Source organism: Neptunicoccus cionae (assembly GCF_002860325.1).
Lineage (GTDB): Bacteria > Pseudomonadota > Alphaproteobacteria > Rhodobacterales > Rhodobacteraceae > Amylibacter > Amylibacter lutimaris.
In genome coordinates this window covers 193,460-219,116 of sequence record NZ_PKOJ01000004.1, presented here as the reverse complement: position 1 = coordinate 219,116, position 25,657 = coordinate 193,460, and the positions used below count along the sequence as shown (strand labels likewise).

At 57.7% G+C, this 25,657-nt stretch carries 25 protein-coding genes; 16 read left to right on the top strand and 9 right to left on the bottom strand.

Annotated elements, in window-relative coordinates:
• The first annotated feature begins 13 nt into the window (after positions 1-13).
• Genes C0U40_RS11775 through C0U40_RS11750 form a run of 6 tightly spaced genes read left to right on the top strand, consistent with a single transcriptional unit; the run spans position 14 to position 5,536 of the window.
• On the top strand, positions 14-1,168 hold the full coding sequence (locus C0U40_RS11775) for an ABC transporter substrate-binding protein (protein ID WP_101655986.1): 1,155 nt from the start codon (positions 14-16) through the stop codon (positions 1,166-1,168).
• 12 nt (positions 1,169-1,180) lie between these two features.
• Positions 1,181-1,897 (top strand): ABC transporter ATP-binding protein, encoded by a 717-nt coding sequence (locus tag C0U40_RS11770; RefSeq protein ID WP_101655985.1) that lies wholly within the window; start codon positions 1,181-1,183, stop codon positions 1,895-1,897.
• Positions 1,898-1,900: 3 nt separating this feature from the next.
• A complete protein-coding gene (locus tag C0U40_RS11765) occupies positions 1,901-2,794 on the top strand; it encodes a branched-chain amino acid ABC transporter permease (protein WP_101655984.1) in 894 nt (297 codons plus the stop codon).
• A 2-nt stretch (positions 2,795-2,796) separates the two neighbouring features.
• Complete coding sequence (locus C0U40_RS11760) at positions 2,797-3,576, top strand: N-formylglutamate amidohydrolase (protein WP_101655983.1); 780 nt, start codon at positions 2,797-2,799, stop codon at positions 3,574-3,576.
• A complete protein-coding gene (locus C0U40_RS11755) occupies positions 3,573-4,220 on the top strand; it encodes an isochorismatase family cysteine hydrolase (RefSeq protein ID WP_101655982.1) in 648 nt (215 codons plus the stop codon). The genes C0U40_RS11760 and C0U40_RS11755 overlap by 4 nt, the downstream gene beginning before the upstream one ends.
• Entirely contained in the window at positions 4,217-5,536 is a 1,320-nt protein-coding gene (locus C0U40_RS11750) for an aspartate aminotransferase family protein (RefSeq protein ID WP_101655981.1), read from the top strand. The genes C0U40_RS11755 and C0U40_RS11750 overlap by 4 nt, the downstream gene beginning before the upstream one ends.
• 1 nt (position 5,537) lies before the next feature.
• Here the strand turns inward: C0U40_RS11750 and panC are convergent, their stop codons facing one another.
• The 7 genes from panC to C0U40_RS11715 form a co-directional block, all read right to left on the bottom strand.
• Entirely contained in the window at positions 5,538-6,383 is an 846-nt protein-coding gene (panC, locus tag C0U40_RS11745) for a pantoate--beta-alanine ligase (RefSeq protein WP_101655980.1), read from the bottom strand.
• The gene (gene panB / locus C0U40_RS11740) at positions 6,380-7,219 is read right to left on the bottom strand and encodes a 3-methyl-2-oxobutanoate hydroxymethyltransferase (RefSeq protein ID WP_101656126.1); all 840 of its coding nucleotides are present in this window, start codon (positions 7,217-7,219) and stop codon (positions 6,380-6,382) included. Before panB ends, panC begins: the two co-directional genes overlap by 4 nt.
• An 80-nt stretch (positions 7,220-7,299) precedes the next feature.
• Positions 7,300-7,695 carry a Cu(I)-responsive transcriptional regulator gene (gene cueR / locus C0U40_RS11735; protein ID WP_101655979.1) on the bottom strand — a complete coding sequence of 132 codons (396 nt, stop codon included), beginning with the start codon at positions 7,693-7,695 and terminating at the stop codon, positions 7,300-7,302.
• Between the two features lie 10 nt (positions 7,696-7,705).
• On the bottom strand, positions 7,706-10,219 hold the full coding sequence (locus tag C0U40_RS11730; RefSeq protein WP_101655978.1) for a heavy metal translocating P-type ATPase: 2,514 nt from the start codon (positions 10,217-10,219) through the stop codon (positions 7,706-7,708).
• Positions 10,220-10,330: 111 nt separating this feature from the next.
• Entirely contained in the window at positions 10,331-10,990 is a 660-nt protein-coding gene (locus C0U40_RS11725; RefSeq protein WP_101655977.1) for an aspartate/glutamate racemase family protein, read from the bottom strand.
• Positions 10,990-11,658, bottom strand: coding sequence for a flavin reductase family protein (locus C0U40_RS11720; RefSeq protein ID WP_101655976.1), 669 nt, complete (start codon positions 11,656-11,658; stop codon positions 10,990-10,992). The genes C0U40_RS11725 and C0U40_RS11720 overlap by 1 nt, the downstream gene beginning before the upstream one ends.
• A 43-nt stretch (positions 11,659-11,701) precedes the next feature.
• Positions 11,702-12,394 carry a GntR family transcriptional regulator gene (locus C0U40_RS11715; protein ID WP_101655975.1) on the bottom strand — a complete coding sequence of 231 codons (693 nt, stop codon included), beginning with the start codon at positions 12,392-12,394 and terminating at the stop codon, positions 11,702-11,704.
• A 255-nt stretch (positions 12,395-12,649) separates the two neighbouring features.
• Here C0U40_RS11715 and C0U40_RS11710 point away from each other — a divergent pair, with 255 nt between their 5' ends.
• The 8 genes from C0U40_RS11710 (at position 12,650) to C0U40_RS11675 (ending at position 22,079) form a co-directional block, all read left to right on the top strand.
• Complete coding sequence (locus C0U40_RS11710) at positions 12,650-14,221, top strand: ABC transporter substrate-binding protein (protein WP_101655974.1); 1,572 nt, start codon at positions 12,650-12,652, stop codon at positions 14,219-14,221.
• Between the two features lie 69 nt (positions 14,222-14,290).
• Entirely contained in the window at positions 14,291-15,262 is a 972-nt protein-coding gene (locus tag C0U40_RS11705) for an ABC transporter permease (protein ID WP_101655973.1), read from the top strand.
• Positions 15,259-16,200, top strand: a complete 942-nt coding sequence (locus C0U40_RS11700; RefSeq protein WP_101655972.1) for an ABC transporter permease — start codon at positions 15,259-15,261, stop codon at positions 16,198-16,200. Before C0U40_RS11705 ends, C0U40_RS11700 begins: the two co-directional genes overlap by 4 nt.
• A gap of 26 nt (positions 16,201-16,226) precedes the next feature.
• Complete coding sequence (locus C0U40_RS11695) at positions 16,227-17,423, top strand: amidohydrolase family protein (RefSeq protein WP_101655971.1); 1,197 nt, start codon at positions 16,227-16,229, stop codon at positions 17,421-17,423.
• Complete coding sequence (locus tag C0U40_RS11690; protein WP_101655970.1) at positions 17,423-18,895, top strand: chlorohydrolase family protein; 1,473 nt, start codon at positions 17,423-17,425, stop codon at positions 18,893-18,895. Before C0U40_RS11695 ends, C0U40_RS11690 begins: the two co-directional genes overlap by 1 nt.
• Before the next feature lies 1 nt (position 18,896).
• Positions 18,897-19,910 (top strand): ABC transporter ATP-binding protein, encoded by a 1,014-nt coding sequence (locus tag C0U40_RS11685; protein WP_286134932.1) that lies wholly within the window; start codon positions 18,897-18,899, stop codon positions 19,908-19,910.
• A complete protein-coding gene (locus C0U40_RS11680; protein ID WP_101655969.1) occupies positions 19,907-20,917 on the top strand; it encodes an ABC transporter ATP-binding protein in 1,011 nt (336 codons plus the stop codon). The genes C0U40_RS11685 and C0U40_RS11680 overlap by 4 nt, the downstream gene beginning before the upstream one ends.
• A gap of 151 nt (positions 20,918-21,068) precedes the next feature.
• Complete coding sequence (locus C0U40_RS11675) at positions 21,069-22,079, top strand: GlxA family transcriptional regulator (protein WP_286134931.1); 1,011 nt, start codon at positions 21,069-21,071, stop codon at positions 22,077-22,079.
• Positions 22,080-22,091: 12 nt separating this feature from the next.
• Here C0U40_RS11675 and cls read toward each other — a convergent pair whose 3' ends face one another.
• Together cls and C0U40_RS11665 are read right to left on the bottom strand one after the other, a co-directional pair.
• Positions 22,092-23,528 carry a cardiolipin synthase gene (gene cls / locus C0U40_RS11670; RefSeq protein WP_101655967.1) on the bottom strand — a complete coding sequence of 479 codons (1,437 nt, stop codon included), beginning with the start codon at positions 23,526-23,528 and terminating at the stop codon, positions 22,092-22,094.
• The gene (locus tag C0U40_RS11665; protein ID WP_101655966.1) at positions 23,519-24,232 is read right to left on the bottom strand and encodes an endonuclease/exonuclease/phosphatase family protein; all 714 of its coding nucleotides are present in this window, start codon (positions 24,230-24,232) and stop codon (positions 23,519-23,521) included. Before C0U40_RS11665 ends, cls begins: the two co-directional genes overlap by 10 nt.
• A 375-nt stretch (positions 24,233-24,607) precedes the next feature.
• Between C0U40_RS11665 and C0U40_RS11660 the strand changes: the two genes are divergently transcribed.
• Both C0U40_RS11660 and rnk read left to right on the top strand, forming a co-directional pair.
• Entirely contained in the window at positions 24,608-25,072 is a 465-nt protein-coding gene (locus C0U40_RS11660; RefSeq protein ID WP_101655965.1) for a hypothetical protein, read from the top strand.
• A gap of 97 nt (positions 25,073-25,169) precedes the next feature.
• Positions 25,170-25,604 (top strand): nucleoside diphosphate kinase regulator, encoded by a 435-nt coding sequence (gene rnk / locus C0U40_RS11655; protein ID WP_101655964.1) that lies wholly within the window; start codon positions 25,170-25,172, stop codon positions 25,602-25,604.
• Positions 25,605-25,657 lie beyond the last annotated feature (53 nt).

The window sequence follows — 25,657 nt, the reverse complement described above, 5'->3', positions numbered from 1 at the left end:
CATGGAGAAGACAATGAAAAAGTTACTTACTCTCACAGCTATAGGGGCACTGCTCGCGGCGCCCTCCTTTGCCGACACCCTGCGCATTGGCGCTGCAACGGCGCAAACCGGCGGGCTTGCACCCTATGATGCGCCGGTAATGGAAGGCATCCACATCGCCATCGACGAAATCAACGCAGCCGGCGGGATCGGCGGAACCACCAAGATCGAGCTGATCGAAAAGGACGTGCGTTCCGATGCGGCACAGACCTCTATCGCGGTGCAGGAACTGGTGGACACTGGCGTGTCGGCCTTGATCCTGCCTTGTGACGCTGATCCGTCACTCGCCGCAATCGGGATTGTGTCCTCGGCAGAAATTCCTGCGATTTCGACCTGTGCCTCTTCTCCGACATTGCCGATGATCGGTGGCGATTATATGTTCGCCAACTTCCCCGGTGATAACGTACAGGCAACGGTTTCTGCGGCTTGGGCGCAAGAGCAGGGGCACGACACCGCCTACATCATCTATTCGCCTGACAGCCAGTACACCACCATGCCGCTTTATTTTGCGGAAGTGTTTGAAAAGATGGGCGGCACCGTGCTGGGGCAGGACACCCATTCCATCGGCCAGCAGGATTTCTCGGCCATCGCCACACGGATTGCCGCGCTGCCGGAACAGCCTGATGTCATCATGACCTCATCCTACGAACCTGATTTCCCGTCCATGCTGAAAGCCCTGCGCTCTGCTGGTGTGACCAGCCAGATGATCGGCTCTGACGGAATTGACAGCCCGACAACATTCTCGCTTGGCGAAGCTGGCGAAGGCGTAGTCTTTACAACAGCCGGTTATGCCGAAGAAGGCTCTCCGCTGGAGGCATTCAATGCGAAGTACAAGGAAACCACCGGCAAAGATTCCGAAACTGTGTTCAACGCGGTGGGCTATGACCTGATCAAAGTGATCGAGGCTGCAGTTCTTGCAGCAGACGGATCGACCGATCCGAAAGCGCTGCGCGATGCGATTGCAAATCTGGAAAATGTTCAGGGTGCAACCAGCGCGATTACTTATAAGGGCACGGATGGTATGCCCGTGCGTCAGGTGTCCCTGATCCGCGTGAAGGATGCGGGCCGTGAATTCCTTGGCTCCCCCAGCCCCGATGCAGCGCTGATCCCAGCGCCGCGCATGCAATAAGGACGCCGCCCCATGCAACCGCTTCTTTCTGCCCACGACCTTCACGTCAGCTACGGCGCTGTGAAAGCGGTGCGCGGGGTGAATTTTGAAATCCGGCAAGGCGAGATCGTCGCCTTTCTGGGTGCGAACGGGGCCGGTAAGTCCTCTATCATGAATGCAATTACCGGCCTTGTTCCAACCTCCTCCGGACAGGTGAAATTCGAGGGGCGGGATATTACGGGTGCAGCGCCTGAAACGCTCGCCCCGAGCGGACTGACACTGTCGCCCGAAGGACGGCGGGTTTTTGGCACCCTCAGCGTGGCGGATAATCTGCGGATGGGCGCGTTTGCCCTCAATGATAAAGCCGCTTTGGAGACCGCATATAAACGGGTCTATGATCTGTTTCCAATCCTGCTGGAACGGAAAGACCAATACGCAGGCACCCTTTCAGGGGGGCAGCAACAGATGCTGGCCGTCGGTCGCGCTTTGATGTCGAACCCACGTGTGCTGTTGCTTGACGAACCCTCGCTTGGGCTGGCGCCGCTGATTGTAGACCAGATATTCGATTTGATCCTGAAATTGCGGGATCAGGGCGTTACCTTGCTGGTCGTGGAACAGAATGTGGCCAAGACACTGCAAGTGGCGGACCGCGCCTACGTGCTGGTAAACGGTGCAGTGGTAGAGCAGGGCAAGCCCGCAGAACTGACAGCCAGCGGCACCATGCAAGATGCCTATCTAGGAGCGAACTGACCTATGGATATTTTCCTACAGCAAACCGTGAATGCGCTGGCGCTCGGGGGCACTTATGCGCTGCTCGCACTGGGGCTGGCGGTGGTGTTTTCCATCATGGGGCTAATCAATTTTGCCCATGGCGAACTGATGACCATTGCGGGATATGTGTTGATGTATTGCGGCATTGCAGGGGTCTCGTTTGTGGTGGCCGTGCCTCTGGCGCTGATGGCCTCGGTGATTGCGGCTGTCCTGATGGAGCGGATCGCCTTTCGCCCTGTGCGCAACGGGTCGGGGGCGACCATGCTTGTCACCAGTTTTGCCGTGGCGATGATTTTGCAGGTGCTGTTCCAGAACCTGATTTCCACCCGCTCCCAGCCGGTTTTGTTACCGGCGATGTTGTCGGACAGTGTGCATATTGCGGGGATGGTGATCGGGGTGAACAAACTTGCTGCGATTATTGCGACGGTGGTGATGCTGGTGTTTCTTGACTGGTTTATGAAACACCAGAAAACCGGCATTGCCATGCGCGCTGCTGCCGAAGATTTTGCCGTGGCGCGCCTGATGGGTATCCGCGCCAATACGGTGATTGCAGGCGCCTTTGCCTTGTCCGGTCTGCTGGCCGGTGTGGCGGCGGTGCTTTGGGTCAGTCAGCGGGCCTCGGTCGATCCGTTGATGGGGTTCATGCCGGTGCTGAAAGCCTTTATCGCGGCCATTCTCGGCGGTCTCGGGTCATTGCGTGGCGCTGTGGCCGGTGGTTTTCTGCTTGGTTTCATAGAGATTTACCTCTCGGCCTTCCTGCCCCCGGAAATGCAGGAATTCCGTGAACCTATCGGCCTTGGCATTGTGGTGCTTGTCCTGTTGTTCCGTCCGAACGGGTTGATCCCGTCAGCGACCCTGAAAGCGGAGAAAGTATAAAGATGAGTCTTGCCGCGACATCGCAGTACCGGCTGCTTGGGCCGGAAGACCCTGCCCCTTTCGAGGTGATCAACCCCGACAGCACCTATCCGGTAGTGCTGGTGTGCGAACATGCCGGACGGTTGGTGCCGGAAGAACTCGGGGATATGGGACTTACGCCAGCGGAATTGCGCGCCCATATCGCATGGGACATCGGCGCAGAGCCCGTGGCGCGTATGGTTGCAGTTCAACTTGGCGCGACGCTGGTGTTGCAACGCTACAGCCGTCTGGTGATTGACTGCAACCGCCCGCCCGAAAGCGAGACCGCAATGCCTGTGGTCAGTGACGGTGTTACAGTGCCTGCAAACCTGAACCTGACTGCGGCGCAAAGGCAGCAGCGCATAGACGAGATTTTCACGCCTTATCAGACTGTCGTAGATGAACATCTGGGAAAGCCTGCCTGTAAAAGCGTGCTTTCGGTTCACAGTTTCACGCGTTCGATGGCCGGACAGTTCCGCCCCTGGGACATCGGGTTTCTGTTTCGCCATGATCAAACCACATCCCGTACTCTGGCCCGTGCATTCGAAGCTTTTGTGCCTGCAGAGCGTATCGGCCTGAACGAGCCCTACCAGATCGACGATGAAAGCGACTGGTTTGTGCCCCGCCACGGAGAGGCCAAGGGTCTGCCCCACAGTCTTATTGAAATCTGTAACGATCAGATTGCCGATGACGAAGGCCAGTCCCGCTGGGCGGAATGGCTGAAGCAGGCAACCCGCGTATTTGTAGAAAAGGACCTGAAATGACACTGACCCGCGAAGTCCCTCTGGTGATGGACCAATCCGCCCTGCTGTTCATTGACGTGCAGAATTTTGCCGCCCGTCGCGATGGCGGAGAGTTCAAGGACATGCCGGATGCGGAGTTTGATGCGGAATACGGCTGGTTCTTTGACCAGATGAAAACCCGCGTCATCCCCAACATGCAGCGCCTGCAATCTGCGTTTCGCGCAGCTAAGGGAGAGGTGCTGTACACTACAATCGAAAGCCTGACAAAAGACGGGCGCGACCGCAGCCTTGATTACAAGATCACAGGTTTCAACGTTCCCAAAGGATCGTGGGACGGAAAGGTGATCGACGAAATCGCCCCCGGTGACGATGAAATCGTCTTTCCGAAATCCTCTTCTTCCGTTTTTGTATCGACCCATATTGACTATGTGCTGCGCAATCTCGGGGTGAAGCAGCTGGTGATCAGCGGCATCGTTACCGATCAATGTGTTGAAGGGGCGATCCGTGATGCCTGTGATCTGGGTTATCTGGTCACCCAAGTTACGGACGCCTGTATGACCTATTCACAGGAACGCCACGATCATTCCATCCGCACGATCAAAGGCTATTGCCGCCAGATGACCACGCAGGAGCTGATCGACGAACTGGCGCAGGTAAAGTCATGACCAACGCGCCGCTTTATTCCCGCGATGAAGCGGCGCTATCCGCCTTGCAGAAACTGCGGTTCTTTCCGCTGGCGGTTGAGCGGGGCGAGGGCTGTTACCTGATTGAAGAAGACGGCCGTCGCCTGCTGGACCTGTCGGCCTCTTGGGGTGCGGCGAGCCTCGGGCACGGGCATCCGGCCTTGCGCCAAGCGGTCGATGGCGCGCTGGCGGGGCAGGCGGGGGCCTCTATCCTGTCGGGTACCAATGCGATTGCCGTGGAACTGGCCGAAACCTTGCTGCGCCTGACTCCGGGGGCGGCGGAGCGCCGTGTCTGGATTGGCCATTCGGGGAGTGATGCCAACGAAACCGTGGCGCGGGTCTTGCCGGTCGTGACTAAACGGCCCCGTATCATGGCGTTTTCAGGAGCCTATCATGGCGGCACGCAAGGCTCTATGGCGGTGTCGGGCCATAGCGCACAGGAAGGTGTTGCCAAGGACGGCGGGTTGACGCTGGTGCCCTATCCCGATCCTTTCCGTCCGTTTGACGGGGATGCCAGCGGGCAGGCATTGCTGGATCACATCGAACATTTGCTGGACACCACCTGTCCGGGAGAGGAAGTCGCGGGTTTCTTTCTGGAACCGATACAGGCGGATGGCGGGTTGATCGTACCACCGGCGGGATTTCTTGCCGGACTGGCCCAGCTTTGCGCCCGATACGGCATTCTAACGGTTTGCGACGAGGTCAAAGTCGGGCTGGCGCGGACCGGTTCCCTGCATTGCTACATGCACGAAGGATTTACGCCGGACATACTGGTGCTTGGCAAGGGGCTGGGTGGCGGCTTGCCCATTTCTGCGGTGATCGGTCCGGCTTGGGTGATGGATCACGCGACAGCCTTTTCCATGCAGACCCTGCACGGCAATCCGGTTTGCGCTGCTGCCGCGCTTGCCGTTCTGGATACCATTGGGGCCGAACATTTGGCAGATGCCGCACGAACCACTGGTGATTTGTTACAGGAACAGATCCGGAAAGGGGCACAGTCCCTGCCGGAAGTGGGCGATATTCGCGGGCGCGGGCTGGCCATCGGGGTGGAGTTGGTAAACCCGAACACCAATGCCCCTGATGCGGATCTTGCCCGCAAGACAGTCTATCGCGCATGGCAGCTTGGCGCGGTGTTTTATTACGTCGGGATGCAATCGAACGTGCTGGAACTGACACCGCCCCTGACTTTGACCGAACAACAGGCCAAAGACGGGGCGGACCTGTTGTTGCAAGCCGTCAAGGACGCCCGCGCGGGTCTGGTCAGTGATGCCGAGGTAGCGCCTTTCGCCGGTTGGTAATTCAGGCAGAAGGGATTGGGATGTTGTCGATCAACCGGACCCCGTCGAGCCAGACTGCAATAAAGAGACGGGCGGGGCGAACTGCAGAGTCCATCGGTTCCAAATCCTGCGCACTGCGCAGTTCCAGATAATCCAGTGTCCCAAAACCTGCCTTGTCCAGTGTCTGCCGCGCGTCGGGCAGAAGCTCTGAGAGGGATGCACCCCGTGCCAGCCCTTCTGCGATGTCGGTCAGAACGTGATACACTACAGGGGCAATTTTTCGGGCTTCCTCCCCGAGCCGCAGATTGCGCGATGACATGGCCAGACCATCCGGTTCGCGTACTGTTGGACAGCCGGTAATTCTGGTTTTCAGGTCAAGATCCTGTGCAAGTCGTGTAACGACCTGAAGCTGTTGGTAGTCTTTCTCTCCGAAGTATGCCTCGTCCGCTGCAGTTTGGAGCAGCAGTTTTGACACGACTGTTGCGACGCCGTCAAAATGTCCCGGACGGGCCGCGCCGCACAGGCCTTCGCTGACGCCGGACACAGATACACTGGTCGAAAACCCGTCCGGATAGATTTGGTCCGGATCGGGCACATAAAGCACATCTACTGCAAACGGGGCGAGCTTGACTGAATCGCTGTCCTCGGTGCGGGGATAATTCGCCAGATCTTCGGGGTTGTTGAACTGGCGGGGATTAACAAAAAGCGTGACAATCACCCTGTCGGTCTTGGCTTTCGCTTCGCCCACAAGGGACAGATGCCCTGCGTGGAGCGCGCCCATCGTGGGAACGACGCCAATCGTTTGCCCTGCGCGGCTCCATTCATCGGTTAGCGTGCGCAGCGCGGCTTTGGTGCGGATAATCTTCATTCTTCGGTGTCTTTTCCTGCGGTGGTGTCGGTAAATACATGCTCGGGCGCGGGGAATGCGCGGGTTCGGACTTCTTCTGCATAGGCGCTGATCGCACCGGCAGCATCTTTTGCCAGATGGGCGTAGCGTTTAACGAAGGCGGGCTTGAAGGCGTCGAACAGGCCAAGCATGTCATCAATCACCAGTATCTGCCCGTCACATCCCGCCGAAGCCCCGATGCCCACCGTTGGGATGGGGATTTCTGCAGTGATCCGGTCCGCCAGAGCGGCGGGTACTTTTTCCAGCACCACCGAAAAGGCACCTGCTTCGGAAACAGCTTTCGCGTCCTGTAAAATCCGTTCTGCATCCGCACCCTTACCCTGCACGCGATAACCGCCAAGCGCGTTGACGGATTGGGGTGTCAGGCCGATATGGGCCATGACCGGGATGCCGCGATCCACCAGAAAGCGGATCGTTTCGGCCATATGCTGCCCGCCTTCCAGTTTCACCGCGCCGCAGCCGGTTTCCGCCATCAGTCGTGCAGCGTTGCGCAGCGCTTGTGCGGGGCTTTCCTCATAGCTGGCAAAAGGCATGTCCACGACCATCAGAGCACGCTTCAAGCCGCGCGCGACAGCCTGTCCGTGCAGGATCATCATGTCCATTGTTACTGACAGGGTAGAAGGCAATCCATGAAGCACCATGCCTACACTGTCCCCTACAAGAACCAGATCGCATTCGGCATCAGCCAGTTGCGCAACCGGAGTAGTGTAGGCAGTGAGACAGACCAGAGGGGTCTTGCCCTTCCGGCCTGCAATATCGGTTGCGGTCAAAGTTTTCTGCGGGGCTGACTTGCTCATGTCTGTCCTATGGTTGCTTTGGCTGCGGTCGTTTAGAATATTCTTGCGCCCAAAGCAACGATTCTGAAATTTTGTGTCCATCAGCCGGTAGGGAAGTCCTCCAGCTTTTGCAGGATCGGACAGTCGGGGCGGGAATCCCCCGCACAATCGCGTACCAGATCAGACAGGGTGTTCCGCATGGCTTCAAGGTCTGCGATCTTGGCCTCTATCTGCGCAAGATGGTCTTTGGCGATTGCCCGCACATCCGCACTCGCCCTGTCCTGATCTTCCCAGAGAGCAAGGAGCGCGCGGCAATCTTCAATCGTAAAGCCCAAAGCCCGCGAGCGTCCGAGAAACACCAGCTTGTGCACGTCACTCTGACGGAACGCGCGGTATCCATTGGTGTCTCTGAGGGGTTTGACCAGCCCGATATCTTCGTAATAGCGAATGGTTTTGGCGGGCAGGCCAGCCTGTTTGGCAACATCTCCGATATTCATTCTTCGGCTCCTATTGCGCGGCGGCAGGCACAAGAGCCTGCTTGCCGGTTTCGGTTGAGGTGTGTTCAGCCAGCGCCGGAGTAATCCAGCGCAGCCGCAGGGCGTTCGAGAGAACAAAAACGCTCGACAAAGCCATTGCGCCGGCGGCGAGTGCAGGGGACAGGAGCCACCCGAACATTGGATAGAACACGCCGGCCGCCACCGGGATCAGCAGTGCGTTGTAGCTGAAGGCCCAGAACAGGTTCTGGCGAATGTTGGTCATGGTCCGCTGGCTTACATTAATCGCATTAACAACACCTGCCAGATCACCGGACATCAGGACCACATCCGCGGCTTCAATTGCGACATCCGTACCGGTCCCGATGGCGATTCCCACATCAGCGCGGGCGAGCGCGGGGGCATCATTGATGCCGTCTCCGACAAAGGCAACGGACGTCCCGTTCTGTGACAGTTTTTCAATTGCTGTGACTTTTCCATCAGGCAGCACTTCGGCCACGACTGTATCAATTCCCAGACGCCGTGCGATAGCATCGGCTGTACCCTGGTTGTCGCCGGTGATCATCGCCACGCTCAGGCCCAGTTCATGGAGGGCTGCAATAGCCTCGGGTGTACCTTGCTTGATCGGGTCGGAGACTGCAATTACTGCAGCCAGTTGCCCGTCGATTGCAACGTACAGTGGGGTCTTCCCCTCATGCCCCAAAGCATCGCCGGTGGATTTGGCATTGTCCAGTGCCACAGACTCCCGTGTCATAAGGCGATCAGCCCCGACAAGGACGGTTCTGCCGTTTACCTGTCCACTGATCCCGTAACCGGTGATGGACTGGAACTCTGCCACTTCCGGTAGCTCCAACGCTTCCAGCCGTGCCTTGCGCACAATGGCTTGCGCGATCGGGTGTTCGGAGCTGGCTTCAAGCGCTGCTACGCTTTGCAGCACCTCGGCTTTTACAAAACCGTCCGATACAATCAGATCCGTCAGTTCCGGGCGCCCTTCTGTCAAGGTGCCGGTTTTGTCGAGCGCGACAGTTTTCACGTCATGCAGGGTTTGCAAGGCGTCGCCCTGCCGGAACAACACCCCAAGCTCTGCCGCGCGTCCGGTCCCCACCATGATTGATGTAGGCGTTGCCAGACCCATCGCGCAGGGGCAGGCGATAATCAGAACTGCAACAGCGGCCACCAGCGCATACCCAAGTGTCGGCGTAGGCCCGAATACAAGCCAGCTTATAAAGGCGAGCACCGCCACACCCATAACAGCGGGCACGAACCACAGGGTAATGCGGTTTACCAAACCCTGAATTGGCAGTTTTGCACCCTGTGCATCTTCGACCATACGAATGATCTGGGACAGCATCGTGTCCCGTCCCACGTGGGTGGCCTTAAAGGTCAGCGCACCAGTACCGTTTACGGTGCCTCCGACAATCTTCGCATCTGCGGTTTTTTCAACCGGCACAGGCTCGCCGGTGATCATGCTTTCATCCACAAAAGAATTGCCTTCCGTGACCACACCATCGACGGGTATTTTCTCGCCGGGGCGCACCTGAAGTACATCACCGGCGATGATCTCTTCCACGGGCAGTTCTACAAAGCTTCCGTTCCGTTCAACGCGGGCGGTTTTCGCCTGAAGGGTCATCAGCTTGCGGATCGCTTCGCCGGTACGCCCCTTCGCGCGTGCTTCCAGACTGCGGCCAAGCAGGATCAGCGTGACAATCACTGCGGCAGCTTCGAAATATACCACGCGGGTGCCTTCCGGCAGCAGGGCCGGTGCAAACAGCGCAACAGTTGAAAACGCCCAAGCCGCACCGGAGCCGACAGCCACCAGCGCGTTCATATCCGGCGCGCCTTTAAACAAAGCCGGAAAACCTTTCAGGTAAAACACCCGCCCCGGCCAGATCATAACAAGCGTGGTCAGCGCAAACTGGATGCTCCAGCTTGTGGTCTGACCCAGGTTCGCCATGATCCAGTGATGTATTGCAGGAATCGCGTGGCCCCCCATTTCCATAAGGAAAACCGGCGCCGTGAGAATGGAAGCAATCAGCGTCATCTTTCGCAGGTGCCTGCTCTCTTCGGCCTTGCGATCCTCGGTATGACGATCCGCGCCGTCGTCTGCCAGAACAGTTGCGGGATAGCCCGCAGCAGATGCGGCCCGCGCAACTTCACCGGCGGTTGTTTCACTGCCGAGCACCTCCACAGTTGCCTGTTCACTAGCAAGATTGACGGAAGCCGAAACAACACCCTCCACAGCAAGAAGGGCTTTTTCGACCCGACCAACGCAGGACGCGCAGGACATGTTTTCTATGGCAAGTCTGTAAGTTGTCTTGCGGGCCGGATAGCCGGTTGCCTCCAGCGCGGTGATAATTCCAGCAGGATCAAAATTCTGATCCGTTTCGACCCGACCTGTCTCTGCGGCGAGGTTCACCTCGGCACGGGTGACGCCGGGAATGGCGTTAAGGGCTTTTTCAACCCGTCCGACGCAAGACGCACAAGACATGCCGTCGATGCCAAAAGTATAAGCGTTTTGAGTGTTCATGACCGATCCTCTAAGGTCTGTTTCCCCTGATATGGGGCTTCCAGTCACTGGAGGGTCAAGAAGTATTTATAAATTATTTTCGATTAAGGGTCCGGCATACCCGGACCCTCTTTAATGAAGGGAAACGGCCGGGACGGTGAGGGTCTTCACAGCCTTGGTTACGGCGGCTTTAATCGGGTCGATGACCTGCAGGTTCAGATGCTGCTCCATTTCCTCTGCCAAGCCGCCCATTCCGGCACAGCCAAGGACAATCGTTCGCAGTTCGGGGTGGTCTTCCATCAGCTTGCGTGCAGCGGCGATCAGCCGTTTGTTGGCCGAGTCCCGTTGTTGTTCAAAATCAAGAACCGCGATTGTGCTGGCACGGACACAGATCAGGCTATCCGTCAAACCGTAGGATTTTGCGTTGGCTTCAAGAACCGGCACCGACAGTTCCGAAGTGGTCAGCACGGCGTAGGGCTGTCCCAGTTCATGGGCGGTTTGCATGGCGGCCTGGCCGATCCCGAAGACGTTCTTTTTTTCTGTCTCGGTCAGGCCGGTATCGTCAAAACAGGCGATAAGGGCCAGATCGAAATCTGTTTTCTGCAATATCTCCAGCGTTCCGGGCAGTGCTTCTTTTCCGTCCGCGGCCCCCTGAATAGAAGGCGGGCCACTGGGATTGGTGCGCGTGCTCATGTCGATGTCCGCAGGCAGGTACTGTCTGGCCTCGGCGCCGATCCGGTCTGTCATCTCGGCGGTGCTGTTCGGGTTCACCACCAGCAGGTGCGGCGACATTACAAAGCCATCGCTTTAGGTTGCTGGCTGGCACGCCACTCTGCTTCTGACGGGGTCGCCAGATCAAAGGTTTCAAAGCTACGGCAATAGCCATGCCCGCCCATGCGCCCCAAAGCATCCAGTGCAGCCGCGTCAACATGGAAGCGATCATTCACCAGACCGGGGCGGGCATGCATGGCCAGAACCTCACCCAGCACAATCTCGCGGGATTTGCCAATATTCAGGGTTACGTGGCGTTTGCATTCCAACCGGATCGGTGCTTCGGCGATTTGGGGGCAGTTCACGAACTCGCCCGGTATCATTGTCAGCCCCGCAGCTGTGATTTCATCTACGTCGGATGGGAAGTTCACAGCGGTCGTGTTCATCGGATGCAGATTGGCAAAATCCACGATGTTGACGGTAAATTCTTCCGTCACACGGATGTTATGACCGGTATCCTTGAACCGCAGATCTTCGTGGTTTTCCACCCCGAGGGCCAGAATCGCAGGGTCCGAGGACAGGCAGTTGAAAAAGCTGAATGGTGCAGCATTCGGACGGCCCTGTTCGTCTACTGTCGTCACCCAGGCAATCGGACGTGGAACGACAGAGCCGATCAGAAGTTTATAACGGTCGCGGGCGGACAGCTTTGAAAAGTCGAAACTATCTTGAGTGTTGGAAACGGACTCCATGGAATTCTCCCTGGATAAGATGTGAAAAGAGGACTGGCGGGAATTAGCTGTTGTGCGTGACATAACGGGCGAGGATATCGCTTACGTTGTCTTTGTCGTCGTCATCAGGATTGAGAAGCGCGCGGTCCTGCACACCGTGAAGATGGGTGTGCATTCGACTGGTTGCGCGATCCGCATCACCTGCTTCAATAGCTGCAATAATTTCCGTGTGTTCTTCCAGGCCGCATTGGGCTGAATGAGCCTGTGCAAAACGGGCCAGTACGAGGGAACACCGGGACACAATCTCGTTGACATAGTTGGCGAGGATTTTCGAACCTGTCAGTTCTGCCAGCAGAATATGGAATTCGCCCGCCAGCCGAATGGAGCGGGTGGTGTCCACATCGAGATATTTCTGTTCTTCCGCCAGGTGCGCCTTGAGTGCCTTGACGATGGGCTTGGAGTCCATCTTGCACAGCCGCTGCATAACTTCCCGTTCGAGACACTGGCGCATTTCGAAGATGTCATGGGCCTCTTCGATTGTCGGGTCAGCAACCGAAGCCCCCCGATTCGGTTGGAGATCCACAAGACCTTCGGCATCCAGACGCACCAGAGCATTGCGCACGGTTGTGCGGCTGACGCTGAATGTCTCCCCGATCGAATCCTCGGGAAGCTTCACGCCGGGCTTCAGCGCCTGTTCGATGATTGCCTTTCGAAGCGAATCATAGACCGGAAAACTGCGTGTCGAAGATTTATACATAAGAAGCCTATACCATATATGTGCTGCAGATTGTCAGCTATTCTCTCAACACTATTGGATACAATGATTGAATACAATATTTTATTTTTTTGTAGCCAAATTGATTTTTTGACACTAACGTCGCTCGACATAAGGCCATTTCATGGTTTCAAAGCCCTAAGAATAAGGGGCTGATAATTTTGGAAGCGGTTTTATTGTGATAACCATGTATACGATCCGATTTCGGTTTGTGTGCAATAACAGGGAAAGAAAAAAATGAAATTTTCCAGAAAACTGCAGAGCGTCACCCTCGGGGGTCTCGCCGCTGTTCTTCTTGCAACCACCAGCTATGCAGAGACAGTTCGCTGGGGCGCGCCCCGCGATATCGTCTCGCTCGACCCCTACTCCTATGGTGACAGCTACACGATCAACTTCCTGAACAACATTTACGAAGGGCTGGTGCGTTATAACCGTGATCTACAGATCGAACCGGCGCTGGCGACAAGCTGGGAAGTGGTGTCTCCGACCACATGGCGCTTTACCCTGCGTGAGGGTGTAAAGTTCCATGATGGTGCGGATTTCACAGCCGAAGATGTTCTGGCCAGCCTGCACCGTGTGACCGACGAAACCTCGCCGCTGAAGGGCAACCTCCCTGCCTATAAAAGCGCGACAGTGGTTGATGACTACACTATCGATATCGAATTGAACGGTGCCTATCCGCTGTTGTTGAACGATCTGACCAACATCCATATTTTCGACAAGGGCTGGCTGGTTGCCAACAATGCCGAAAAGCCGACAGACGTAAGCGCAGGTATAGAGGGGTACGCAACGTTCAATACCAACGGCACCGGACCTTTCGTTCTGGAATCTCGCACGCCCGAAGCGCAAACCATCCTGAATGTAAACGAAAGCTGGTGGGACGAGCCGCAGCACAACCTGACACGCATTGAATTCCAGCCGATTTCTTCTGCGGCTACGCGCGTTGCTGCCTTGTTGTCAGGCGAGGTGGATTTCGTAGACTCTGCACCCGTGCAGGATCTTCCCCGTCTTGAAGCGGCAAGCAATCTCAAAGTGCTGGAACGGACCGACCTGCGGACTGTGATGCTCGGATTCAACCGTCGCGACGAACTGGTGGCCGGTGGTGAAAACCCCCTGAATGATTTGCGTGTCCGTCAGGCCATGCAGCTGGCCGTTGATATGGATCTGATCCAGCAAAAAGTGATGCGCGGAAAGTCCCGCAATGCAGGCCTGCTGGTTGCGCCATCCATTCCAGGTCATTCCGAAGAACTGGACACACCAGCCGGATATGATCCCGAAAAAGCCAAGGCCCTGCTGGCCGAGGCCGGATACGAGGACGGTTTCGAGTTTGATTTCGTTTGCACCAATGAAAGCTATGTCAACGAAGAGCAGTTCTGTCAGGCGATCGCATCCATGTGGTCCCGTGTGGGCCTGAGCCCGAAACTCGACATCGGGCCAACTGCCAAGCAAACACCCAAACGCGCCAACGGCAAGGCGGATGTTTACACGCTCGGCTGGGCAACTCTACCAATGCTCGACACCTATTCCATTCTGGTTCAGGTGCTGCATTCCAAAACCGGCAATTCCGGCGTGTTTAACTGGGGCGACTGGTCCTATCCCGAACTGGACAAGCTGACCCAATCCGCCGCTGTGGAACTGGATCGCGACACACGTTTGCAGATGGAAACCGACGCGCTTAAAATCGCCAAAGACGAAGTCATCATGATGCCGCTGCACCAGCAGCCGATGGCATGGGCCGTGTCCAACGCGTTCAGCGATTTCCCGCAGTTCCCGGATAACAAGCCGCGTATGTGGTATGTAACCAAGTAATTCTCCCGGACTGGGGCGGCGTCGTTCTGCCGTCGCCCCTCTTTTTCTCTCGCAACGGAGACCCTTGCAATGCTGGCTTTCATCATAAAGCGCCTCGCCAATGCCGTTTTTGTCATGCTCTCCGTGACGTTTCTGGCCTTTGTAATCTTCCGCTTCGTCGGTGATCCTGTGGATCAGATGCTGAACGAGCAAGCCACCCAAGAGCAACGCGACGATCTGCGCGAACGGCTCGGGCTCGACAAACCCTTTCTTGTGCAATTCACCTCTTTCGTCGGACGCGCCGCGACAGGAGACTTCGGAATTTCCTTCCGCAACCAGCGTGACGTGCTGGACATGATCGCCGAACGTTTTCCAGCAACCTTTGAACTGGTGCTGGTGGCGACATTCATATCGCTGATTGTCGGTGTGCCGATGGGGGTAATTACCGCCATCAAACGGCAAAGCTGGTACGCCGAAACCATGCAGTTTACGTCTATTATAGGCATATCCTTACCCAGTTTCGTTGTCGGGATCGGTTTGATCCTTGTGTTTTCCGTCTGGCTCGGCTGGTTCCCTGCCTTCGGGCGTGGCGACACGGTGGATCTCGGCTGGTGGACAACTGGGCTGCTGTCTTCCTCGGGGAGGATGTCCATTGTCTTACCTGCACTATCCCTGTCGTTGTTCCAGATCACTTTGGTGATGCGTCTGGTGCGCGCCGAAATGCTGGAGGTGCTGCGATCAGACTTTATCAAATTCGCACGGGCACGGGGTATTCCGGCGCGTTCCATCCACTTTCGCCACGCGCTGCGCAACTGTCTGATGCCGGTTGTGACCATGACGGCCATGCAGATCGGCGGGCTGATCGCCTTCGCTCTGGTTACGGAAACCGTCTTTCAGTGGCCGGGCATGGGGTTGCTGTTCATTCAGGCCGTAACCTTTGTGGATGTGCCGATTATGGCCGCATACCTGTGTATCGTCGCGCTGATCTTTGTGGTGCTGAATGCCATCGTAGACATGACCTATGCGGTGATTGATCCCCGCCTGAGAGGAGCCGAAAAATGAGCGATCAAACCTCTGTCAAAGCTGTGCCGTCCCGTATGGAACGTTTCTGGGACAGTGATCTGTGGTGGTCCTTCAAATCCCACAAATCCGCAGTCGGGGCCGCGATTGTCCTGTTGCTGGTGATCATCACGGCCTTTCTTGCGCCTGTTCTGTCGCCCCAGAACCCCTATGATCTGGCGGCGCTTGAGCTGTGGAACGCCGAGCTGCCGCCGATCTGGATGGAGGGTGGTCAGATGCCGTTCCTTCTGGGAACAGACGTGCAGGGCCGCGATATTCTGTCGGGTATTCTCTATGGTACGCGGATCTCGATCATCATCGGCATTGCCTCGGTTGCCGTGTCTTTGGTGGTGGGTATCGGGCTTGGCCTGATGGCCGGCTATTATGGCGGCTGGATTGACAATGTGCTGATGCGGATTGGCGATGTGCTGCTGTCGATCCCGATTGTTCTGGTGGCAATCCTTGTCAGTTCGGTCGCGCAGCAGTTCCTGCCGCCCGCCTTCCGAGAAGTCGGTGTGGCCGCGGTATTGGTGCTGGCAATTGCGATGTATTCATGGGTGCAATACGCCCGTGTGGTCCGTGCCCAGACTATGGTGGAGCGGCGCAAGGAATATGTCATGGCTTCGCGGCTGGTGGGCACCCCTGCGCGCCGTCTGATGCTAAAACATATCCTGCCCAACACGCTGACGCCAATCTTTGTGGCGGCGACGCTGAACTTCGGTCTGGCCATTCTGATCGAAGCGACCCTTTCATTCTTGGGTGTCGGGATGCCACCGAACCAACCTTCGCTTGGCACATTGATCCGCGTGGGCAACCAGTATCTGTTCTCGGGGTCTTGGTGGATCGTGTTGTTCCCCTCCATCCAGCTTTGCATTCTTGTGGTGGCTGTAAACATGCTGGGTGACTGGCTGCGCGACGCGCTGAACCCCAAACTGCGCTAAGCGCAAGCGTTCTAAGGAAAAAGACCATGAATAATCTGTTGATAAAAAACCTGCGTATCCTTGACGGAGAGCCGACCGACCTGTTGATCGAAAACGGGCGGATTGCGAAAATTGCTCCGGATCAGGAGGCAGGCACCACACCGGTAGAGGATGCCGGCGGGCGGATCGCGATCCCTGCATTGACCGAGGCGCATACACATCTGGATAAATCCCTGCTGGGCTATCCGTGGTATCACAACGATGTGGGCGGCGGCAATCTGATGGCGATGATCGATAACGAACGCCAGATGAAAACCCGTCTTGGTATGGACCCCCACGTGCAATCCATGCGGCATGCTTTGAAGACCGCCGGATATGGTGCGACCCTGATCCGCAGCCATGTTGATATTGATACCACAGGCGGGCTGCGCGCGCTGGAAGGTGTGATGGAAACCGCAGAAAAACTGGCCGATGTGGTGGAAATACAGACTGTCGCCTTTCCCCAATCCGGTCTGATGATCAGCCCCGGCACCGCCGAACTGCTGGACGAGGCGCTGAAAATGGGTGCGGATCTGATGGGCGGGCTGGACCCTTGTGGCGTTGATCGCGATCCGAAGGGGCATCTGGATACGATCTTTGCACTGGCCGACAAACATGGCAAAGGCATCGACATCCATCTGCACGAACGGGGCGAATTGGGCGCGTTTTCCATGGAACAGACCCTTGATCGGGCCGAAGCTTTGGGCATGAAAGGCAAGATCAGTATTTCCCATGCCTTCTGTCTCGGGATGCCGGATCAGGCGCGGGTCGAAGGCTTGCTGGAACGGCTCGCCGCGCTGGATGTCGCAATTATGACCACTGCCCCCGCCAGCAGCCCTGCGCCTCTGGTCAAACAGTTGCAGGCCCACGGCATCCGCATCGGGGCAGGGAATGACGGTATTCAGGACACTTGGGGGCCTTATGGCAACGGCGACATGCTGGAGCGGGCGAAATTCGTCGGTCTGCGCAATAACCTGCGCTCTGACAAGGAAATGTATCAGGCGCTGGATATTTGCGCAGGTGGCGGCGCGGTTGCCATGGGCATGGAACGCCGTGCGCTGGAAGTAGGCGCGCCGGGGGATCTGGTTCTGGTCGAAGGCGTTGCCGTGGCCCATGCCATCGTGTCCCACGCACCGCGCAAACTGGTGGTGAAGGCGGGCAAAGTAACGGCCCGTGACGGTGCCACGCTGATCGAGGCCCCGTAATGCGCTTTGACGATCTTCCCCTCGGGCAACGTCCCGCAGGCCGCTGGAGCCTGACAGCCGACTGGATCGTGGTGGACACGGAACAGGGCCGCCGTCTGCTGCGCGGGGGTGAGGTTGTGATTGAAAACGACCGGATCCTCTTTGCCGGAAAACGTTTTGACGGAGAGGTCAGCGCCCGTTTTGACATGGGCGCGGCACTGGTCGCCCCCGGTTTCGTCGATCTGGACGCCCTGTCCGATCTCGACACCACGCTGCTGGCCCATGACAACTGGCCGAGCGAGAAAAAGGGCCGCGTCTGGCCGCAAGCCTATGTGGATCGCGGCCCTTATGAGATGTATTCGCCCGAAGAACTGGTGGCGCAGAAACGGTTTGCCTTCGGGCAGTTGCTGTTGAACGGCATTACATCAGCCGCGCCGATTGCGTCCCTGTTTTACCGCGAATGGGGCGAGACCGTCGCAGAGTTTTCTGCCGCCGCCGATGCAGCGCAGGACATGGGCCTGCGGGTCTGGCTTGGTCCGGCGTATCGTGCGGGCGGGATGGTGGTTGATGAAACCGGCGCCATGCACGCCCGATTTGACGAAGACCGCGGATTGCAAGGGCTGGACGATGCGGTCGGTTTTGCGCAATCCGTGCAGGGGCGTGATCTTGTGTCTCCGATGCTTGCACCGGACCGTGTGGAAACCTGCACGCAAACCCTGCTGGAACGCACTATGTCCGCAGCGGAGGATCTGGATTGTCCGGTGCGTCTGCACATGGCGCAGGGCATGATGGAACTACAAACCGTACAGTCGCTGCATGGTAAAACCGCGCCGCAGTGGTTGAACAGCTTTGAAGCGCTGTCACCCAGACTGCTCGCCCCTCATGCGACTGTAGCGGATGATACCGATCTTGCGCTCTACCGTGATCACGGCGTGTCCGTGATCCATTGCCCGCTGGTTGCAGCCCGTCATGGCGGTGCGCTGCGCTCTTTTGCAAAGCTGCGGGACATGGGCATTAACCTTGCTATGGGCACCGATACGGCACCGCCCGACATGGTGCTGAATATGGCGGTGGGGATGATGGCCTGCCGGATGCAGGACGGACATACCTCGATCACCTCGGCAGAGATGTTCGATGCGGCAACCCTGAACGGGGCCAAGGCCCTGCGCCGTGACGACATCGGCGTGCTGCGGGCAGGAGCCAAAGCAGATATTGCCGTGTTCGACATGGCTGATCCCCATATGGCGCCGCGCATTGATCCGGTGCAAACCCTGATCCTTGGCGCAACGGGCCGTGTGACCCGGGCGACAATCGTGGACGGACGTTTGTCCATGCGCAACGGCGACGTGGCCGGTATCGACATGAAGGCGGCCCGTGCCGCAATGCAGGACCAGTTCGACGGACTGGTTGAAAAATATCCCGAACGCACCCTCGGGCATCCGCCTGTAGAGCAGATTTTCCCACCCACCTTTCCCCTGATGAATGGAGACTAGCATGATGGTTCAGCCCATTCCCGTGCCCGAAGACTCGATCAACGCGACCCCTGCGCTGGATGTGCAGGGGCTAAGCGTCGAGTTTCCCACCAGACGCGGGGTTCTGACAGCAATAGACGACGTATCCATGCAGATCGCACCGGGAGAGATCCTCGGGGTGGTGGGCGAAAGCGGTGCGGGTAAATCCATTACAGGGCTGGCGGTGCTTGGCCTGCTCGAACATCCCGGCCGCATCGCACAGGGCGCCATCCACGTTGGGGGGCGCCGCGTTGATACTTTGACCGAAGCCGAACTGACCAAGGTGCGCGGCCGCGAGATGGGCGCGATCTTTCAGGACCCGCTGACCGCGCTGAACCCGCTGTTCACGGTAGGCAAGCAGCTGGTGGAAACCATCCGCCTGCACACCCCGCTTTCCAAAACGGAGGCCGAAGCCCGCGCGCTGGAACTGTTGCGTAGTGTTGGTATTCCCGCCCCCGAAGAACGACTGCGCCAGTATCCCCACCAGTTTTCCGGCGGGATGCGGCAGCGGGTTGTGATCGCACTTGCACTGGCGGCGGGGCCGCGCCTGATTATCGCTGATGAACCGACCACCGCGCTGGATGTGTCCATTCAGGCGCAGATCACCGCGCTGCTGCGCAAGCTTTGCGATGAAACCGGCGTGGGTATCATGCTTGTGACCCACGATATGGGCGTGATTGCGGAAACGGCGGATCGGGTCTGCGTGATGTATTCCGGGCGCGTGGTGGAAAGTGGTCCGGTCAGCGATGTGATCCACAACCCGCAGCATCCTTATACCAAGGGCCTTATGTCCGCGATCCCGAGCCTGCATGACCGTGTAGAGGTTCTCTCTCAGATTGACGGGTCCATGCCCCGACTGAATGCACGGCCTTCGGGCTGTGCCTTTCATCCCCGCTGCCCCTATGCGGGGCCAAAATGCAGTGCGCAGAAACCGTCGCTGCAACAGGTTGGCACAACCAGCGCAGCCTGCTGGTTGCAACAAGGAGGAACAGAATGAGCGTAGTTCTAGAGGATACCGCACCCGCTTTAACGGTAAATCATGTCAGCAAAGTGTTTGATGTATCGGCCCCGTGGCTGAACCGTGTGCTTGAACGTCGCCCGAAACTCTATGTAGAAGCGGTTTCGGATATCTCGTTCACCGTGGAAAAAGGCACCTGTTTCAGCATCGTCGGCGAATCCGGTTGCGGTAAATCCACTGTGGCGCGGCTGGTGACAGGGCTTTACGCCACCACCAACGGTGACATCCGTTTCGGGACTGGGGCCAAGGGTCGCCCGATCAAGGTTCAGATGATTTTTCAAGACCCCCATTCCAGTCTGAACCCCCGCTGGCGCGTCGGGGATATCATCGCGGAACCGATCCGCGAAATGAAGCTGCGCGACACGGAAAAGGAAACACTGGATCGGGTGCGTGAATTGCTTGAAACCGTGGGGCTTGGCGCGGATGACGCACTGAAATACCCGCACGAATTTTCCGGCGGCCAGCGCCAGCGGATCTCCATCGCCCGTGCGCTGGCTTCCGAACCGGAACTGCTCGTCTGTGACGAGCCGACTTCGGCGCTGGATGTTTCGGTGCAAGCGCAAATCCTGAACCTGATGCGCCGCTTGCAGGACGAACTGGGGCTGACCTATCTGTTCATCAGCCACGACCTGAGCGTGGTACGGCATATGTCCAACCACATCGCAGTGATGTATCTGGGACGGATCGTTGAACAGGCCCCCGTAGAAGAGTTGTTTACCAATCCAAAGCATCCTTATTCCAAATTGCTGCTGGCAACGATTCCGGACATCGAAAATCCCAAACGCCGTGTCGAGGCGCAGGCCGGAGAGCCGCCAAGCCCGCTCAACCCGCCAAGCGGCTGCGCCTTTCATCCCCGCTGTCCGGTGGCTCTGCCCAAATGCAGCCAGAGCGCGCCTGAACTTTGTTCCACGTCCCGGCATGGCAAGGCAGCGTGTTTTGTAACGCAGGATACGGCAGCGGCAGAACCCGTTAAAGCCGCGGTCTGAGCGACCGGAAGCCAAGGACAGGAGAACAGTGCTTTTGTTGCAGGGGAGAAGTGGTGTAGTTAACGTCAGGCCAGTTCCGGTCTGATGTTTCTTGCAAGGTTTTCGCCACGTCATGTGCCCTGCTTCTGATACCCCGCCTATTAAAGCGCCCGTGGACGTTGTTCCTGCGGGGGCGTTCAGTTTTCCGGTTGCGCAGGTCAGGGAAACCCGCCGTTTCGGCTTTCTTCTTTTGCCGGAATTCACACTTCTGGCCTTCAGTTCCGCGCTCGATCCGCTGCGCATTGCGAACCAGCTGGCGCAAAAGCCGCTCTATGGTTGGGTCGTGCTGTCGGAAACCGGTGATGCGGTGTGCTCTTCCTCCGGCGTGGACGTGGGCGCCCACGGGGATCTTCACGGATTGACGCCGGATATGCACCTTTGGGTGTGTTCGGGAAACCGGGGTACGGAAGTTGCGTCAGACGCCGTGTTGCAGGCATTGCGCAAACATGCGCGGTTCGGTGGCAACATGGGGGGGATCTGTACCGGCGCGGCCACGCTGGCTCGGGCCGGTCTTTTGCAGGACCGCCGATTTACGCTGCATTGGGAAAACCAGCCCGGCTTTGTCGAGACCTTTCCGGATCTGCAGCCCACCAGCCGCCGTTTCGAAGCAGATCGCGGGATTTACACTTGCGGCGGTGGCGCGGCTGCCACTGAAATGATGCTGTCGATTATTCTGGAAGACTACGGCGAGGCTTTTGCCACTGCGGTATCGGATATGTGTCTGAGCGGCGGTGATCTGTCACCGGCGCGGGAACAACGCAGTTCGATTGCCAAGGCAATCAATTCCCGTGACCCCAAGGTGCTGGCGGTGTTGCAGGCGATGCAGGCCAATATCGAAGACCCGCTGACACTGGAGGAACTGGCAGAGGAGGGGGAGTTTTCCCGCCGTCAAATGGAACGCCAGTTCAAAAAGCTGTTCGATGAAACGCCCGCTACCGTCTATCGCAACATGCGGCTGGATCGCGCCCGCACCTTGTTGACTGAAACCAATCTCAACGTGACAGAAATCGCAATGGCGGCGGGGTTCAGCTCTAACGGTTTGTTCACGCGCCACTATAAGGCCCGTTTCAACGAAACCCCTTACGGGCGGCGCGGAAAAATGCGGGACGCCGGTGGCAGTTAGTCAGCGGCTGATTCACAGGATCGGACCGATGGTGGCGATGATATTGTTCCAGATCCGCCGGTGATAGGGCCAGTTTGACACATGGATCAGTGTCACCGGATCAGCGCCGGAAATATAAACCTGCTGGCGCTCGTAAATCTCGCCCGCCAGAGATTCATCCTGAAACAGGATGTTGTTTTCAAAGTTCAAATCGAAACTGCGAATATCAAGGTTGGAGGAGCCGACCAGCCCCAACCGGCCATCCACTGTCAGGGTTTTGGCGTGAAGCAGCCCGCCCTTATACTCGTATATCTCGCAGCCTGCCTCCAGCAGTTTAAGATAGTAACTCTTACTGGCAGCCGCGACGATCTTGCTGTCGTTGCGTTTGGGAAAGACCAGTGTCACGCGCACGCCGCGCAAGGCCGCGGTGCACAATGCGTCGAGTACGGTGCCATCCGGCACGAAATACGGCGTTGAGAGAATTATCTGTTCTTGTGCGCAGGCAATCGCGGTTGAAAACAGTTGCGGGGTGGCGCCGCGCCGCTCTACAGGTCCAAAGCCGAGTGCCTGCGCCGGAAAACCATCCTTGAACGGTTCAACCGGCTCCACCAGATCCTCCAGCGTTTCGCCTGTGGCCTGCGCCCAGTCACTTACGAACAACAGCTGGTTTTGTGCCACTATCGGGCCTTCAAACCGTACCATTATATCTACCCACGGGGCGTATCTGGCTTTGACCAGAAATTCCGGATCAGCGTAGTTCCGACTGCCGCAATAGGTGATTTTGCCGTCAATAACTGTAATCTTGCGGTGATTGCGAAGATCAAGACGGCTGGTGAGGATCGTGTGCAAGGGCCGGTCAAGCGGAAGCGCCACCGCCAGTTTCACACCGGCATCCTTCATCCGCTGCCAGAGCGCGGATTTGATCAAGCGCCGGGACCCCAGACCGTCCGCCACCGCGCGGCAGATCACGCCTCTCTTCGTGGCACGGATCAATGCCTCGGCAAGATCGGTGCCGGTGTGATCTTCCAGCCAGATATAGCAGAGCATATGCACGTGATGTTTCGCAGCATCGATGTCCGCAACCATGCGTTCCAGCGTTTCCTCCCCGTCCGCCATAAGGGCGGCGCGGTTGCCGTTTACCGGATAAAAACCGTTTATCGAAGCACCGTAGCGGAAAACTGATCGGTACTGCCGCGAAATGTCGGTGCTGACGTCCTCTTCCCTGCCTTTCAGATCACCGGCATGGTCATAGATATTGCGCGAGACCAGCCTTCGCGCCTGTTTCGCCTTCTTGCCTAGATCGATTTCCCCGAACAGGAAATAAATTGCACTGCCCCCGAAGGGGACCACATTCAACACCACAAACCACGCCAGTCGGGCAGGGGGAGACAGGTCGTCCCGCAGAAGAATGCGAAGCGTAAAGGTTAATACGATAACGCCGTGAAGACCGAGGAGAATGTTTACATGCACGGGTGTGAAACCTCGGCGTCGATTACCACAGGCAAATGATCGGAAGCTTTTGCTGCCAGAGCAGAGTAATGGACGTGGCTTGACACCTGACGGATGCCGCCCCGCAATACAAAGCGGTCAAGCGGGGCTGTCGGACGGGCTGCATGAAAGCTGTTGCCGGGAAGAACCATTTCGGCCTCTCGCCCCAGCAGATCGCCGGTTTGTCCTCCCCGCGCCCAAATGTTAAAGTCACCCGCCATTAGAACCGGATGATCGGCCCGCTCCATATAGGCGCGTAAGGCAGAGAGCTGGCGCGCGCGGATCCGGCGCGTCAGTCCAAGATGCACGCCTATGATTTCCAGTCCGGGCTCTGCAAACCGTGCCGCCACTGCGCCGCGCGGTTCGAGTGCGGGCAGGTGTATGCGGTTGCTTCGCTCCAGATTGAGCCCGCCTTGCCGGTAAAGAATGGCATTGCCGTGCCAGCCGTGACTCCGAGGCCGGATTGAGAGATCGACCAAGACATACCCGAGATCGCTTTGAAGCCGCGTGGCGGGCAAAACGCCGGACCGCTGGCCGACCCTTTTATCGGATTCCTGTAACACCACCACATCAGCGTCAATTTCATGCAGAACTTGTACAATCCGTTCGGCATCCCGCCGCCAGTCCAGACCGACCGCCTTGCGGATATTGTAGCTGGCCACACGTAATTGTGTTCGTTTCTGCATGGGTGGTTATTTCGACCTTTTCGGCTTGGCCCCGCTGCCGGTGGTGCGAGACGATTTATCCTTTATTCATTTGTTATATAAGCGTGGATCGCCCCAAAGCAATTTTTGACGCTGTCGTGGGCGCAGTTTAAGGGGCCTGAATTGTCTCGGTAGATTCCTGCCTGTTTTCCTTGGGAAGTAGGACGGGTGATTGACTATCAGCAGGTGAGTGCCTAGCTTTTTGATATGTTGAACAAAGCTGAACTTTCGCGATTTCCTTTACTCAACCGCTCTTAACCCCGGGCGGCATGAGCGCACGTGCGCTTGCAAAGCTTCCTGGGGCGTTTTCAAACAGTCAGCTGTGAAACAGGATGCCATCGCGTCCGAGGAGTAAACATGAGCAATATCCGCCGTCCATTAGAAACCAGCGTTGATACGCGCGGTCACACAAACCGTCTGCCCGCCAAAGTGCCGCCTTTTTCCGGTGCGATCAGCGATCAGGAGCATCAACAGCTCCAGCGTCATTTGCGCCAGTGTGAAACAGGCCGGCGTCCGTCTACGCCACTGATCACGGCCCTGTTGAAGCGCAAGATTTTTGGTGCGCGGGTGCTTGATACCGTGCAGCCCTGTGACGCGGTCACGGGTGGTAGTGTGGTAAGCTACAGCATAGACGGCGGTCCGGAACGGTCCGGCCTCCTTGTGCATCGCGCTAGGCCCGGTGTCGGGGGCGGCGTTATTCCTGTGTCTTCCGTTCTCGGGGCGACGCTGATCGGAATGCGCGCGGGCGAAGAAGCCCCCTTACTTTGCGAGGATGGAACAACCGCCACCTTGCGGGTGGAACACCTCAGCGCCACCGCCTGACGCGACTCCCCTAATTTGAAAAACACCCATCCGGCGCGGCTTGGCTGCGCCGGATTTTGTCGACTGCATCCAAATGCGAATTCAAGGAGATCACACGATGACCCTATCCCCTGCGGCGAGCCGCAAAACACGGACCCCCCGCGCGCCAAAGATTGTAATTAACGAAGACGAACTCGGCCATATTGAAGCGCTGGCAGAGGGTGCGCTGGAGCGAAATCCCGATCTTGCCGATCGCCTGTTGGGGGAACTGGGCCGGGCGCGGATCGTGAAACCGGCCAAGCTGCCAGCTGATGTCGTATCGATCGGGCGCAAGGTCACATACAGGGACGAGACGACAGGGCAGGTAAAATCGGTCACGCTGGTCTATCCCGAGGAAGCGGATATTGACCGGCAACGCATTTCTGTGATGACGCCGATCGGCGTGGCGCTTCTGGGGCTTGCCAAAGGGGCCAGTTTCTTCTGGGATACCAGAGATGACGAACGTCGGACCCTAACCGTGATCGACGTTGAGGAGTTCGCGAGTGACAGCTGATCACGCAGCATCAGGCACAGCCGAAGAAGGCAGCCCTGTTTCAGGCTGTGCGC

What these genes read in the sequence shown, in the direction of transcription:
- C0U40_RS11705 (WP_101655973.1), top strand. Translation starts at nt 14,291, where the DNA reads ATGCTGGCTTTCATCATAAAGCGCCTCGCCAATGCCGTTTTTGTCATG.
- rnk (WP_101655964.1), top strand. Translation starts at nt 25,170, where the DNA reads ATGACCCTATCCCCTGCGGCGAGCCGCAAAACACGGACCCCCCGCGCG.
- C0U40_RS11710 (WP_101655974.1), top strand. Translation starts at nt 12,650, where the DNA reads ATGAAATTTTCCAGAAAACTGCAGAGCGTCACCCTCGGGGGTCTCGCC.
- C0U40_RS11685 (WP_286134932.1), top strand. Translation starts at nt 18,897, where the DNA reads ATGATGGTTCAGCCCATTCCCGTGCCCGAAGACTCGATCAACGCGACC.
- C0U40_RS11725 (WP_101655977.1), bottom strand. Translation starts at nt 10,990, where the DNA reads ATGTCGCCGCACCTGCTGGTGGTGAACCCGAACAGCACCGCCGAGATG.
- C0U40_RS11700 (WP_101655972.1), top strand. Translation starts at nt 15,259, where the DNA reads ATGAGCGATCAAACCTCTGTCAAAGCTGTGCCGTCCCGTATGGAACGT.
- cueR (WP_101655979.1), bottom strand. Translation starts at nt 7,695, where the DNA reads ATGAATATCGGAGATGTTGCCAAACAGGCTGGCCTGCCCGCCAAAACC.
- C0U40_RS11775 (WP_101655986.1), top strand. Translation starts at nt 14, where the DNA reads ATGAAAAAGTTACTTACTCTCACAGCTATAGGGGCACTGCTCGCGGCG.
- C0U40_RS11765 (WP_101655984.1), top strand. Translation starts at nt 1,901, where the DNA reads ATGGATATTTTCCTACAGCAAACCGTGAATGCGCTGGCGCTCGGGGGC.
- C0U40_RS11750 (WP_101655981.1), top strand. Translation starts at nt 4,217, where the DNA reads ATGACCAACGCGCCGCTTTATTCCCGCGATGAAGCGGCGCTATCCGCC.
- C0U40_RS11690 (WP_101655970.1), top strand. Translation starts at nt 17,423, where the DNA reads ATGCGCTTTGACGATCTTCCCCTCGGGCAACGTCCCGCAGGCCGCTGG.
- C0U40_RS11730 (WP_101655978.1), bottom strand. Translation starts at nt 10,219, where the DNA reads ATGAACACTCAAAACGCTTATACTTTTGGCATCGACGGCATGTCTTGT.
- C0U40_RS11760 (WP_101655983.1), top strand. Translation starts at nt 2,797, where the DNA reads ATGAGTCTTGCCGCGACATCGCAGTACCGGCTGCTTGGGCCGGAAGAC.
- C0U40_RS11695 (WP_101655971.1), top strand. Translation starts at nt 16,227, where the DNA reads ATGAATAATCTGTTGATAAAAAACCTGCGTATCCTTGACGGAGAGCCG.
- C0U40_RS11715 (WP_101655975.1), bottom strand. Translation starts at nt 12,394, where the DNA reads ATGTATAAATCTTCGACACGCAGTTTTCCGGTCTATGATTCGCTTCGA.
- panC (WP_101655980.1), bottom strand. Translation starts at nt 6,383, where the DNA reads ATGAAGATTATCCGCACCAAAGCCGCGCTGCGCACGCTAACCGATGAA.
- C0U40_RS11665 (WP_101655966.1), bottom strand. Translation starts at nt 24,232, where the DNA reads ATGCAGAAACGAACACAATTACGTGTGGCCAGCTACAATATCCGCAAG.
- C0U40_RS11770 (WP_101655985.1), top strand. Translation starts at nt 1,181, where the DNA reads ATGCAACCGCTTCTTTCTGCCCACGACCTTCACGTCAGCTACGGCGCT.
- C0U40_RS11720 (WP_101655976.1), bottom strand. Translation starts at nt 11,658, where the DNA reads ATGGAGTCCGTTTCCAACACTCAAGATAGTTTCGACTTTTCAAAGCTG.
- C0U40_RS11680 (WP_101655969.1), top strand. Translation starts at nt 19,907, where the DNA reads ATGAGCGTAGTTCTAGAGGATACCGCACCCGCTTTAACGGTAAATCAT.
- C0U40_RS11660 (WP_101655965.1), top strand. Translation starts at nt 24,608, where the DNA reads ATGAGCAATATCCGCCGTCCATTAGAAACCAGCGTTGATACGCGCGGT.
- C0U40_RS11755 (WP_101655982.1), top strand. Translation starts at nt 3,573, where the DNA reads ATGACACTGACCCGCGAAGTCCCTCTGGTGATGGACCAATCCGCCCTG.
- panB (WP_101656126.1), bottom strand. Translation starts at nt 7,219, where the DNA reads ATGAGCAAGTCAGCCCCGCAGAAAACTTTGACCGCAACCGATATTGCA.